The organism is Chryseobacterium sp. BGARF1 (assembly GCF_001677955.1).
GTDB lineage: Bacteria > Bacteroidota > Bacteroidia > Flavobacteriales > Weeksellaceae > Chryseobacterium.
Genome location: NZ_LELA01000079.1, coordinates 40,182 through 53,521, shown reverse-complemented (window position 1 = coordinate 53,521; position 13,340 = coordinate 40,182). Strand labels below are relative to the sequence as shown.

Here is a 13,340-nt window from a genome sequence, read left to right as displayed (position 1 = left end):
AAAATGATTAAGATTTTAATTATTTTTTATATTTTAATTCCTTTTTTTCAGCTTCTTCCAATTGTTTATCAAACTGATTAAACATTTTAAAGCTCTGAAGAAATATGAAAAAACTGAAAATAATTAAAACAACACCAACACCTTTTCTGATATTATTTGCCAGTTTTTGAGTAAGTCTGTCGTGAAACTGTTTCGAAAGAAAAATTTTAGCAAAATCTATTAAAAGATAGGTTGCGATGACAATTGCTAAGTAAAGAATCAGCGTTTCTGTATCTGGATATTGATTTCTTACCCCAATAACCGTTACTAACCAAAAAAGAATTACTCCAACATTAAGCAGGTTTAATAAAAAACCATTGATAAATGTTCTAAAGTAATTCTGACTAATTATTTTTTCTTCTCCGGGCATATGCATTTTGGTTTTGGTTACCATCATGATAATTCCGTAGGCAAGGATGAGTATCGATGTAATTCTGTAAAATCCTGGATGCTTATCGATAAGATCAACAATATCTGCACTGGCGTAATACGCTGCAATAATACACAATAGATCTGCTGTAATAACACCAAAATCTAACGCTAAGGCGTGTTTTGGACCTCTTGTGAAGCTGGTTTCTATCAAAAGAAAAAAAATAGGACCAATGAAAACCAGGCTCAACATAAAACCCAGGCCAATGGCCGATAATATAAGTTCAAACATTTAAAATTGTTTCTATCCCAAATTTAAAAATTATATTTCTATTTGTCTGCAAAAATGAGTTTTTTAAGTCTGAATTGTATCATAAAAAATTTTTAAGACAAAAAAGACTGTCACATTCGGACAGTCTTCTGTAATTATCTTTAAAATATATTATACAATCTTAAAATCGAGCTGTTTCTGGATTAAGTTGGCTTTTACAACCTTAATCTGAAGCTGATCTCCCAATTGGTATCTGTTTCCTGTTCGGGAACCATAAACGGCATGAGTTGCTTTGTCGTAAGTGTAAGAATCATCCATTAAATCTCGTAATTTAATTAAACCTTCTGCACCATTTTCAGGAATTTGAACCCAGAAACCAAATTCTGCTACCCCCGAAATAACTCCCGTAAAAGTTTCTCCCAAATGTTTCTCCATGAATTTTACCTGCATAAATTTGATAGAATCTCTTTCTGCATCGGCTGCCAAACGTTCCATTGCACTGCAATGTTTTGCTTTTTCTTCCAGCTCATGTCTGTCTGGAGATTTTCCTCCATCCAAATAATGCTGCAACAATCTGTGGGCAAGCAAATCGGGATAACGACGAATAGGAGAGGTGAAGTGCGAGTAATAATCAAATCCTAAACCGTAGTGACCAATTGGCTCGGTAGAATAAACTGCTTTGCTCATGCTTCGCATTGCCAAAGTTTCAATCATATTTTCTTCGCCTTTTCCTTTTACATCTTTCAACAAAGTGTTTAAAGATTCAGCAACTTTTTTGGTATTTGCCAAGTCTATTTTATATCCAAAAGTAGAAACAAAATCTCTTAAAGCTTCCAATTTCGCAGGATCCGGATCATCGTGAATTCTGTAAATAAAGGTATTTCCATTTGGACTTCCTTTTTTAAGCGAAACAAATTCTGAAACTTTCTTGTTGGCAAGCAACATAAATTCTTCGATCAAATGATTTGAATCTTTACTGATTTTAAAGTAAACTCCAATCGGCTGATTGTTTTCATCTAAATTAAATCGAACCTCGCTTCTGTCAAAGGTGATTGCACCGTTTTTAATACGTGCTGCACGCATAATTTTTGCTAAATCGTCGAGAATATTAATCTCTTCCTGCAAATCGCCCTCTTTGGTCTCAATTCTTTCCTGAGCTTCTTCATAAGAAAATCTTCTGTCGGAATGAATAACCGTTCTTCCAAACCATTCTTTCTGAATTTCTGCTTTATCATTCAATTCAAAAACAGCTGAGAAAGTATATTTATCTTCATTTGGACGAAGCGAGCAAACATCGTTACTCAAAACTTCCGGAAGCATCGGTACCACACGGTCTACCAAATAAACCGATGTGGCTCTTTCATAGGCTTCATCATCCAGAATTGTTCCGGGAACCACGTAATGAGAAACGTCTGCAATGTGAACACCAACTTCCCAGTTTCCGTTTTCCAGTTTGCGCATCGATAAAGCATCATCAAAATCCTTGGCATCTTTCGGGTCAATCGTAAAGGTCAAAACATCACGCATATCCCAACGCTTTGCAGCTTCTTCATCGGTAATTCTACGGTCGATTTTATCGGCATCTCTTTCCACTTCTTCAGGGAATTCGTAAGGTAAACCGTATTCTGCAAGAATAGAGTGAATCTCCGTTTCATGATCACCCGGATTTCCTAAAACCTGTAAAATTTCTCCTTCAGGATTTTTGTCGCCAGGTTTCCATTCAGTCATTTTTACAACGACTTTATTGCCATCTTCAGCACCATTTATTTTCCCTTTCGGAATAAAAATATCAGTGTTTATTGTTTTTTTATCACAAACTACAAAACCAAATTCTTTATGGGCAACCAATTGAAAAGTTCCTACAAATTCTGATCTTTTTCTTTCTAAAACTTCCAAAACAGAACCTTCCAGTTTTTTACCTTTAAAATTATAGGTAACGATAAGAACTTTGTCGCCCTGTAATGCATCTTTTACGTTTTTCGAGTGGATGAAAATATCCTCTTTCAGATTTTCTACGGTAACGTAAGCATTTCCAGATTGGTTAAAATCGATTGTTCCCGTTAAAGTTCCTTCAATTTTTAAGTTAATACTGAATTTTCCTTTTTCGGTTTCTTTGATTCTCTGGCTTGATAAAAGCTTGTGCAAAGCCTGAATAACCATTTCCCTTTGTCTGGGGTTTTTGTGGTCTATCCCGTCTGAGATTTGTTTGTAATTGTATAATTTGGTTTGGTTTTGATTCATAAATCTCATGATCAATCTTCCGATTTCCATTAATTTATGATCGTTTTTCTGACTTATATATTTTTTCTTTTTTGCCATTTTTAATTTAATTGTATAAAGGTATTTCCTTTAGCTTGTAATCGGAAATAATTTCGTTCTAAATGTGAATATTCATTTATTTTGATGAAAATTTCATCATTTTCTTCAAAGAAAATGTAAATATGAAAGTTTCTGTATGGACTATTTTCTTTACTATTTAATTCTTTAAAGTTATTTTTTGCGTTGTAAAAGGTCATTCCGTTACTTTTTTTAGAATAAATCTTTTTAAAAGCTTGTAATTTTTTATTTACATCTTCATTTTCACTGTATGGAAAAACAATCTTTGATGGAAATTTATTTACAAATTTTTTGAAGTTATTTTCATTCCAAAACAATTCTGAAGCCAAATTTACTCTTAGATTTGTTGGTGAATAATCTGTTCTATCTTGTCCACAACCTCCCATTTGTGAAAAACTCGCAATTTCTAAGGTTATCATTTTTGATTTATATCCTTTTAAATCAATTTTACTAAAGATAAGATCTGCCAGTTTTCCGTAATTAATATTTTTTGTTTTGTCTAAAAATTTATTCTTTACTTCGTCTAATTCTTCTTGAGAATACCTATGAGATTGATAAATATTTTTCTTGGGACAGCCATCTTCTTCTGGTACTCCTGGAACAGTAGGGCAAGCATCATCTTTATCTAAAATGCCATCCCCATCTATATCCGACCACGGGCAACCCCTATTTTCCTGAGGTCCTGCAACTGAAGGACATATATCATCTTTATCGATTACTCCATCGCCATCAATATCTGGCCAAGGACAACCATTATTTTCTGCAGCCCCAGCGTCTTTCGGACAATGGTCTAAATAAAATAAAACGCCATCTCCATCTTCATCAGAAAGGCATATTTTTTTACTGAACTCCTTTTTGCATTTCTTGAAAGATTCTTTGTCGATGATTTCCTGCGAACTACAACACAGAAAAACAAAAATAAAAAAGAAGGTATAATATAATTTCATAACTATGCTTTATTTATTCTTTAAAAGCTTCCACTTTCCATCTTTAAATTGATATTGATTATCAGTTCTACTCATTTCTTGTCCTTCATTTTTAAAAATAACTATAACCGTGTAAACATTACTGCTTTCATTCGCAACCGGAAATATTTTCATATCCAATTGAAGAAAATTTTCAGCGATTATTTTATTTTTTTCGAGATGAATTTCTAATTTTTCGGTCAATTTTTGATGGGAAGAATAATAAAATTCTTTGTTTTTATTATTTAGATCTCTGTAAACCCCTTTGTAAGAAGGTTCAATATTTCGTGTTTTAAGATAATTATTTTCATCCTTCATATTTTGTTCAAAAGACCAAAATGGTATCTCAATCAAAGGAATAATTATTTTATTATCAAAGAAATTTACAATTTTTAAATAACTATTTTTATTCCATACCTTTTCGAAAACATCTTTTTTAATATATTTTTCATAATGTTTGCATTTAAAAAAATCATCATTTCCGCAAGAAGATATTATTGTAATGTAATCAGGATTAAGAATAACTATTTTTCTTTCATCAGACTTTATTTTCCGAAATTCTTTCAATTTTAAGAGCTCATCAAATAGTCTTTCAAAATTAAGTTTTTTAAGCTCCTCGGACTGCTTTTCATAGAGTACTTTTTCATTATCATAGATTTTTTGACAATCTACTTTTGGACGACCTAAAATTACAACATCTTCAATTTCTTCATTGTTTACAGAATCTTTTTCCTGTGCTTGAAAACATAGAAAGTTCAACAACAATAAAAATGAAAATAAAAATTTCATCAAAAATCTAAAATTCGTTAATCCAAAAAAGACATTAGTTTCCACTTGAAAAATCTAAAATGGAAGTTTCAGTTAAATTTAAAACAAAAATGGAGAAGAAGGAAGAAAAATTTTCCGATAACTTTTGTAAAAGAATCTAAAATTTAGGAGGAATCAACAGCTTGGTAAATCTTGTTGGACAGTACAAATATATAAAATAAAAAATAAATAAGGCTTGTAATTTGATTTACAAGCCTTTATCAATTTAGCAGAATGCGATTTTGTCTACTCTATTTTGGTGTCTTCCTCCTTCAAATTCTGTATTCAAAAAAGTTTTAACAATTTCCAAAGCATATTCTTTAGCTACAAATCTTGCAGGTAATGCAACCATATTGGCATTATTGTGTTGCTTAGATAAAGCCGAAATTTCCGGCATCCAAGAAAGTGCGCAACGAATTCCTTGGTGTTTATTAGCAGAAAGCTGTACGCCTTGTCCACTTCCACAAACTAAAATTCCTAGTTCATTTTCTCCATTTTCAACAGAAGAAGCTGCAGGATGTACAAAATCAGGATAGTCTACACTTTCTAGAGAATGAGTTCCAAAATCCTGAATTTCAAATTCGTCTTGTAACTGCTGTTTCAAATATTCTTTATACTCAAAACCTGCATGATCCGCTGCAATAGCAATTTTTCTTTTCATTTTTTTCTTTTAAATTTATTTTTACTTTTATTTTATATCTGCAGTCATTAAATCTTTTGGCAAAGTTACGTTAAATCCAAATTTAATCTTCTTAGTTTCATTAGGTTTTATCTCAAAATTCCAAATCAAGAAACCTGAGTTTTTATCATAGTCTGCATTATCTGGATTAATAGCTTCAATTTTTATATTTTCAGCCATTGAAAGTGGAATCTGATCTTTCATTTCAAGTTTCACAGAGGTATCTTTATTATTTTTAATAGTGATTTCGTAGAGATAATTTTCAAGTTTTTCTTTTTCACCTAAACTTTTAGTTTCTTTTTTCACCAATTCTCTTTTGGTAAGAATATTAGAATCTTCTCCTAGACTAATCAGCATTTCACTCGTCAATTGATTAGTATCAATATTCACCGTACCAATTTGTACATCTTCCATGAAAATATCTGCATTTCCAGGCAGAAAATTATATTGTGAATAGTCTTTTATAGAAGCCAGAAGGAAAGTTTTGTTTTCTAGTTTAGGTGTTGTAAAATATTTATAATTAGTTGTTACCTCAAACTCATTCAAATCTTCTGTTACTTCAACATCTGAGGGAAGCATTACATTTTTATCTAAAGAAATTTCTGTTTTCATCGTTCTTTGAGAAATTCTTGATTTAGAGTCTCCCAGTACTGCGTATTCAGCTACGCTTGAAGTTTTTTCATTACTCTTCGGTCTTTGAAATGCTTGATTGGAAATATAATAATCTCGCTCTGTTCTCAGGAACCAACGATCTAGTTCATAAGGTTTATCTTCTAAACTAAAACTTCCGTTGATTAGTTTTATAGGAACATTTTTAAATTCCAAACCTGTATTTTGTTGAATTTTTGCTTTGTAAGAAATCTTAAGTGGTGATTTTATTCCGTTAGATTTTATCACATAGTAGGGTCTCCAATTAGCATTTTGAATTTGCTGATTCACTTCAAAATTAACCTTTTGTCTTTTATCACTTGTAATTTGAAGAACAATAATATTATTATTTGAGATTTCGTCATCTTTGGACGATACGTATCTTTTATTCTCTAAAATTGAGATTCTTGATTGATTTTTTGCAATTTTCCCTTGAAAATCGGTTTCCTCTTTGTATAAATTTTTAAGAGTGGTTTGATTAAAATCAATCATTTTTAAAATTTCTCCAGAAGAAGGGCTTCCCAATGTTTGGTTTTTCTGAACAATTCCTATAGAATTTTTAGTCAGAGCCAGCTCTTGTTCAATTTTTTTGTTAGCATTTTTATAAAACTCAATACTGTCATTTATAGCAACAATGTTTTTATTTTTACCAAGTTTTTCTGCGTAGTTGCTATTATATGTTTCGTAACGTAAAAGGTTAATCTTTTTATCTGGTCTAAAAGACGAAATATCTATACCATTGTTTCTACCGAATTCTTTGATGATGATGAAATTCTTTCCTTGAGCTACATCTGCAGAGAAAGAATGTTTAATGATTCCACCACTTGAGTAGATTTTTACTTCTTTAATTTTAGAGGAGGTTGTAGTATAGTTTTCCTGTCCAAAACAGTTAAAAACAATTAATACAAAAGACAATAAATTGATTTTCAGCATTTTTAAATTTTTTATTTTTAGTTTTTTTTGATTTTCAACAATTGTTAGAAACTAACTAACAATTTGTTAATATGATTGTTAATAACTGTTGAAAACTTTGTTAAAAATAAGTTTTTTTTTTTAACAGAAAATCACTAATGAAAGTTCCTTCCAAATATTTCTTTCAAAATTTTTAAAATCTTTTTTCAGGGTAATCCTTAGCTTTTCCATAATTCAGTTATTCAGGATCGGAATAGTGGAAAAGTTATCCATAATTGTTAGTAAGTATGTGAAAAATCAGATTTTCAGCATTTTAAAATGTGAATTACTTCTGAATTACTTCTAAATTAGATGTTATCAAGTTTTATCATTAAAGTTATCCCCGAAACTCACAATACTCAACAACAGTATTCATTCTTTCTTTTAAAAAAAAAAGATGATAGTGGTGAATGGTGGATGAAGCTCTGTGGGGAAATTTTTGAAAACTTTTAAAAGATTCGATTTTTTGCGAGACTTTAAAATCATACATTTGTAAAACTAAAATTCAAAATAATTCGTGAAATTGTTCTGACGAATGAAAATTTAAAATTTCTACTCAGATAGACAATTTCTCATGGCAAAAAATATAATTTTAAGTATGAAAACAATCAACGATTTCAATTTTAAAGATAAGAAAGCTCTGGTAAGAGTTGATTTCAATGTTCCACAAGATGATCAACTGAAAGTTACAGACAATACAAGAATTGTTGCGGTGAAACCAACTGTTGAAAAAATTCTAAAAGATGGAGGTTCTGTAATTTTGATGACGCACCTTGGGAGACCCAAAGGAGAAGTAAAAAATGAATTTTCTCTTAAAAATATTTTAGACGAGGTTTCTGCTGTTTTAGGGCAAGAAGTAAAGTTTGTAGAAGAGTCGATAGGTGGGAAAGCTGAAAAAGCTGCTGCTGAACTTCAACCTGGTGAAATTTTATTATTAGAGAACTTACGTTTTCATAATGAGGAAGAAAAAGGTGACGAAGGCTTTGCCGAGCAACTTTCTAAGTTGGGAGATGCTTATGTAAACGATGCTTTTGGTACTGCACACAGGGCTCATGCATCTACAGCTGTGATTGCTAAGTTCTTTAATTCAACTAAATTCTTCGGTTCATTGATGGCTAATGAACTAAAAGCAATTGATAAAGTTTTGAAAAGTGGTGAAAAACCGATTACTGCTATACTTGGAGGCTCTAAAGTTTCAACTAAGATTACAATTATTGAAAATATCCTGCCTGCAGTTGACAATTTAATCATTGGTGGAGGTATGGCTTTCACATTTATTAAAGCTTTGGGAGGTAAAATTGGGAATTCACTAGTTGAAGAAGATAAATTACCTTTGGCTCTAGAAATTTTAGGAAAAGCTAAAGAACACAATGTAAGAGTTTATCTTCCTTCAGATACAATTATTGCTGAAAGCTTTAGTAATGATGCTGATAGGAGAGAAGTTGATATCTACGAAATTCCTGAAGGATGGATGGGACTTGATGCAGGTGTAAAATCAAGAGATCAGTTTAATGATGTGCTTTTAAATTCTAGAACTATTTTATGGAACGGGCCTATCGGAGTTTTTGAAATGTCAAACTTTGCTGCAGGAACGGTTGCTCTTGGTGAAAGTATAGCTGAAGCTACTAAATTAGGCGCTTTTTCTCTTGTAGGAGGAGGGGATAGTGTTGCTTTTGTAAAGCAGTTTGGTTACGCTGATAAGGTGAGCTATGTTTCTACTGGAGGCGGTGCTATGCTAGAAAGTTTAGAAGGTCTGGAACTTCCAGGTGTTGCTGCGATAAACAACTAAATTTATAAAAATAATTGAAAGTCGGCTATATATTACAACCGACTTTCAATTTTAATATAATTTCTTACGAGGATAAATATTATTTGCATTCCTGCCCAAGTTACAAACTGTATTTTAGAAAATTTTACTGCTTTCTCCTGCTGCTATACTGTATTAGCACCAATCAAATAAATTATATAAGATTCTCAGAGGCTTTAATTGAACTCGTAAGTATTTCTAGATTTTCAAATCTTCATAACCTAATAGAAAAAATATAATGTATTTAATTCTTAGTATTTTCTTTTTCATTTAGTGTTGTTTTGAATCTCTTATACTGTACTTATCTTAGTTTAAAAAATTCTATGAGATTCTCAAGGGCTTTATTTGAACTCGCAATTATTTCTATATTTTCAAATCTCCATTATTGTAATCCCAAGAAGAAAAATATATAATTCTTGATATCTTCTTTTTTCAGTTAATGCCATTTTGAATCTCCTGTACTGTACTTGTGTTGGCTTAAAAAATTATATGAGATTCTCAGCGGCTTAATTTGAGTTTGTAATTATTTCTAAATTATCAAACTTGATTCAGTAAAGTAAAATTTACAATTCTTGATTTTTTTGGTTTCATTTAGTCCTATTTTAAATCTCCTGTACTGTACTTGTGTTTATTTTAAAAATTTTATGAGATTCTCAGAGCCTTAGTTTGAATCTTTAGTTTTATAATTATTTCTAAAATTAATCCCAAAAAATAAAATATATAATTCTTAGTATTTTTTTTTCATGCTCTGCTGTTTTCACTCTTCTGTACTGTGCTTATCATAAATTAAAAAATTCTGTGAGATTCTCAACCAGTTAGTTCTAGCTGGAATTTATTTTTAATCTTGATTAATGATTTAATTTATTAACGCATTGCTAATATTTTTAAAAATAGAATATTTAATTTTTAAAATTCTAATTTTTAGAAAAATCAATGATGAATAAATAGAGTAGGGGAGTGGTTGAATAAAAATAAAAAACTCGAGATTGTATCTCGAGTTTTTATTTTTTTAGTGAAAATTATCAAAAATCAACCTTTATAAATAGGTTAAAAATCGATTTTCTATCTTTTTTCGATAATGTATATCAAACTTGAAAATTCGTTTGAAAAAAGAGCCTTTATGTTAGAAATAGTTCCGTGAATTACTGCTTTTAGCCAAAAAAATGGTGATTTTTTGTATTTTTCGCTCAACATTGAGATGTAGTAGGAATCTAATACCAAAGGTTTTATTTTTCTCAATTTCCAATTTGGTTTTTTAGAAATTAAATTTTCCATTCCATTTTTAGAAAAATGATAAATATGTCTCGGTACGTCGTAGGCTGCCCAAAATTCTTTATAATGTTTTGCATCGTAAGAAGTTGGGTTGGGAACAGCAATAATGAGTAAACCTTTATCTTTTAATTTTTTATTAAAAATTTCTAGCATCTCATCTTGATTTTCCACGTGCTCGAAAACATGCCAAAGTGTTATAGCATCTAAACTTTGGTCTTCAATGGAATTTATAGAATCTAAAATTGTTGCTTTTGTAATTTTATTATGAACTGCTTTTAAAGCATCTGAATTGGGCTCAAACCCAAAAGTTTCAAAATCATTTTCTATGAATTTTACAAACTGTCCTGCACCACAACCATAATCTAATACTCTTGAACCTTTTTTAATTCGGTCTAAAAGGATTGTTTTTTTATACTGTAAATTAAAAGACTGTAAAAATTTATAAAGTTTTTCTTTCAAACTTCCAGAATCCTGATGATGAGAAATGTAATCTTCACTTTCATAGTATTTAGAAATATTCGATGGAATAGGAGAGGTCTTAAAAACTCCTTTTGTTTCTGTTTCTTTTATTTCAAATATTTCCTGAGAAAGAAAATAATCTTTTATTTTCATTGAGTATGTTCTTTTAAATTAAAAATTAAGATATTCAGAGTTAATAAAATAAGCTCATAAACACCTTAATTTTTGTTTTTATTTTACAAATGTTTCACGTGAAACATTTTATGTTTAACGCCCTAAATAGATTAGTAAAACGTTTATATCGGCTGGTGAAACACCGCTTATTCTACCTGCTTGAGCTACTGTTTTAGGTCTTACTTTGTTCATCTTTTGTTTAGCTTCTGCAGAAAGACTAGATATTTTTAAATAATCAAAATCTTCAGGAATTTTTACATTTTCTAAACGATTAAGCTTTGCAACATTTTCTTTTTCCTTTTCGATATAACCTTTATACTTGATGTTTACTTCCGCTTGTTCTCTTACTTCATCATTGTATTTTGAAGAAACTTCTTTTATAAAATCAATTTCTTCCAGTTTTTCAAGGGTAATATTAGGTCTTGTAAGAAATTGTGCAGCTCTGTAGGCTTGATCTACAGGATTACTTTCCATGCTTTCAAGAACAGGATTGATAATTCCTGGCTTTAAAGAAGTTTCTCGTAAAAACGTTTCAAGTTCCTGACTTTTAGCGATTTTCTCTTCAACTCTTTTTAGCCTTTCTTCTTTTGCTAAACCTAAATGATATGCTTTTTCAGTAAGTCGGATATCTGCATTATCTTGTCTTAAAAGAAGTCGGTATTCAGCTCTTGAGGTAAACATTCTATAAGGTTCCTCTGTTCCTTTTGTAATAAGATCATCAATAAGAACACCTATATAAGCTTCATCTCTGTTTAGAATAAATTCATCTTTTTCATGAACTTTATTATGTGCATTAATACCTGCCATTAATCCTTGTCCGGCAGCTTCTTCATAACCAGTTGTACCGTTGATTTGCCCAGCAAAATATAAATTATCTACTAATTTTGTTTCTAAAGTATGCTTTAACTGAGTAGGGGGGAAGTAATCATACTCAATAGCATAGCCTGGTCTGAATACTTTTACATTTTCAAATCCTGGGATGTGCTTCATTGCTTTAATTTGTACATCTTCTGGAAGAGAAGAACTAAAACCATTAACATAGATTTCTACAGTCTTCCAACCTTCAGGTTCTACAAATAGTTGATGTCTGTTTCTTTCTGCAAAACGATTGATTTTATCTTCAATACTTGGGCAATATCTTGGGCCTAAACTTTGAATTGTACCATTAAACATTGGACTTCTATCAAAACCTTCACGTAAAATATCATGTACTGCTTCATTGGTATAAACAATATGACAACTTAATTGTTTGGTTAATTTAGGACTATCTAAGTAACTGAACTTTTGAGGATTTTGATCACCTCTTTGTTCTTCCATTTTAGAATAATCGAGGCTTCTTCCATCTACTCTGGGTGGAGTACCGGTCTTCATTCTTCCAGCTTCAAAACCTAAAGAAACCAATTGTTCGGTGATTCCAAAAGCTCTTGGCTCACCCATTCTTCCGCCTCCTAATTGTTTATCTCCAACATGAATTAAGCCATTCAAGAAAGTACCGTTTGTTAATACAACTGATTTGGATCTTATTTTTATACCTAAAGAAGTTATAACACCTACAGCTTTATTATTTTCTATAATTAAGCTTTTTACCATGTCTTGAAAGAAATCAAGATTCGGGGTATTCTCTAAGGCAAAACGCCATTCTTCTGCGAAAAGCATTCTGTCATTTTGTGTTCTTGGAGACCACATTGCAGGACCTTTTGAAAGGTTGAGCATCTTAAACTGGATTGCAGATTTGTCTGCAATAATTCCTGAATAACCTCCCATCGCATCGATTTCTCTTACGATTTGTCCTTTGGCAATTCCACCCATGGCTGGGTTGCAACTCATTTGCCCAATGGTTTGCATATTCATTGTAACCAATAAAGTTTTTGACCCTAAATTGGCAGCAGCAGCAGCAGCTTCGCAACCTGCGTGACCTGCACCTACTACAATTACATCGTATATTTCTGAAATCATTTTTATTGCTTGTTTTAAGCCTTAAATTTTAATCTTTTTATAAAATGTTTCACGTGAAACATTTTTCGAATTTACAAGTGAAAACTGCTTGTAAAGTGTTTTATTTAGCCCCGATCGTAGCATTTGTTTGAGCTCATTTTCTTTTTTTTAAAGAAAATAGCGAGTGCGGAGAGCGGGAAAAAGCTCCTAAAAAAGCTTATTTGTATTTTGCTAAATAATAATCTTCTTTGCTTCGCATTAACTGTTCTTCTTCCTCGGTTTTATCTTTGTATCCTGAAAGATGAAGAATTCCGTGAGCTAAGACTCTTCTAAGTTCTTCTTCATAATTTTTGGATAGGGTAGAAGCGTTGTCTAAAATGCGCTGCAAAGATACAAAAATCTCTCCGCTTATTGTTTTGCCTTTCACATAGTCGAAAGTGATGATGTCTGTGTAGTAATCGTGCTGAAGATAATCTTGGTTTACTTTCAATAAATACTCATCGTTACAGAAGATATAATTGATTTCTCCTAATTTTTTGTCTTCTGAAAGAATGATGTCTTTCAACCATTTTGTGTATTCTGTATTTACCGATTCTGGTAAATTTTCGTAAAAGAATTGTATCATTT

At 31.1% G+C, this 13,340-nt stretch carries 9 protein-coding genes and 1 pseudogene; 1 reads left to right on the top strand and 9 read right to left on the bottom strand.

All coding sequences use genetic code 11. The features are described from left to right. Nucleotides 1–19: 19 nt before the first annotated feature. The 6 genes and pseudogenes from AB671_RS14685 to AB671_RS14660 all read right to left on the bottom strand — a co-directional run bounded on the left by AB671_RS14685 (nucleotide 20) and on the right by AB671_RS14660 (nucleotide 7,048). Nucleotides 20–700: a LysE family translocator gene (locus AB671_RS14685; protein ID WP_066681184.1), complete on the bottom strand. Its 681-nt coding sequence runs from the start codon at nucleotides 698–700 to the stop codon at nucleotides 20–22. Between the two features lie 150 nt (nucleotides 701–850). Then, nucleotides 851–2,998 (bottom strand): ribonuclease R, encoded by a 2,148-nt coding sequence (gene rnr, locus AB671_RS14680; protein ID WP_066681182.1) that lies wholly within the window; start codon nucleotides 2,996–2,998, stop codon nucleotides 851–853. 584 nt (nucleotides 2,999–3,582) lie between these two features. Then, nucleotides 3,583–3,840: pseudogene (locus AB671_RS22800) on the bottom strand (thrombospondin type 3 repeat-containing protein); the annotation flags it as partial. Nucleotides 3,841–3,972: 132 nt separating this feature from the next. Then, nucleotides 3,973–4,770: a hypothetical protein gene (locus AB671_RS14670; RefSeq protein WP_066681175.1), complete on the bottom strand. Its 798-nt coding sequence runs from the start codon at nucleotides 4,768–4,770 to the stop codon at nucleotides 3,973–3,975. A 244-nt stretch (nucleotides 4,771–5,014) separates the two neighbouring features. Next, nucleotides 5,015–5,449 (bottom strand): ribose 5-phosphate isomerase B, encoded by a 435-nt coding sequence (rpiB, locus tag AB671_RS14665; RefSeq protein ID WP_066681173.1) that lies wholly within the window; start codon nucleotides 5,447–5,449, stop codon nucleotides 5,015–5,017. 27 nt (nucleotides 5,450–5,476) lie between these two features. Then, nucleotides 5,477–7,048, bottom strand: a complete 1,572-nt coding sequence (locus tag AB671_RS14660; protein WP_066681171.1) for a DUF4139 domain-containing protein — start codon at nucleotides 7,046–7,048, stop codon at nucleotides 5,477–5,479. Between the two features lie 616 nt (nucleotides 7,049–7,664). On the opposite strand from AB671_RS14660, the gene AB671_RS14655 reads away from it, so the two are divergent. Beyond that, a complete protein-coding gene (locus AB671_RS14655) occupies nucleotides 7,665–8,855 on the top strand; it encodes a phosphoglycerate kinase (protein ID WP_066681509.1) in 1,191 nt (396 codons plus the stop codon). Nucleotides 8,856–9,935: 1,080 nt separating this feature from the next. Here the strand turns inward: AB671_RS14655 and AB671_RS14650 are convergent. The 3 genes from AB671_RS14650 to ybeY all read right to left on the bottom strand — a co-directional run bounded on the left by AB671_RS14650 (nucleotide 9,936) and on the right by ybeY (nucleotide 13,338). Continuing rightward, the gene (locus AB671_RS14650) at nucleotides 9,936–10,757 is read right to left on the bottom strand and encodes a class I SAM-dependent methyltransferase (RefSeq protein WP_066675966.1); all 822 of its coding nucleotides are present in this window, start codon (nucleotides 10,755–10,757) and stop codon (nucleotides 9,936–9,938) included. A gap of 114 nt (nucleotides 10,758–10,871) precedes the next feature. Continuing rightward, complete coding sequence (gene mnmG, locus AB671_RS14645) at nucleotides 10,872–12,734, bottom strand: tRNA uridine-5-carboxymethylaminomethyl(34) synthesis enzyme MnmG (protein WP_066675964.1); 1,863 nt, start codon at nucleotides 12,732–12,734, stop codon at nucleotides 10,872–10,874. A gap of 196 nt (nucleotides 12,735–12,930) precedes the next feature. After that, nucleotides 12,931–13,338 (bottom strand): rRNA maturation RNase YbeY, encoded by a 408-nt coding sequence (gene ybeY, locus AB671_RS14640; protein ID WP_066675962.1) that lies wholly within the window; start codon nucleotides 13,336–13,338, stop codon nucleotides 12,931–12,933. Between the last annotated feature and the right edge of the window lie 2 nt (nucleotides 13,339–13,340).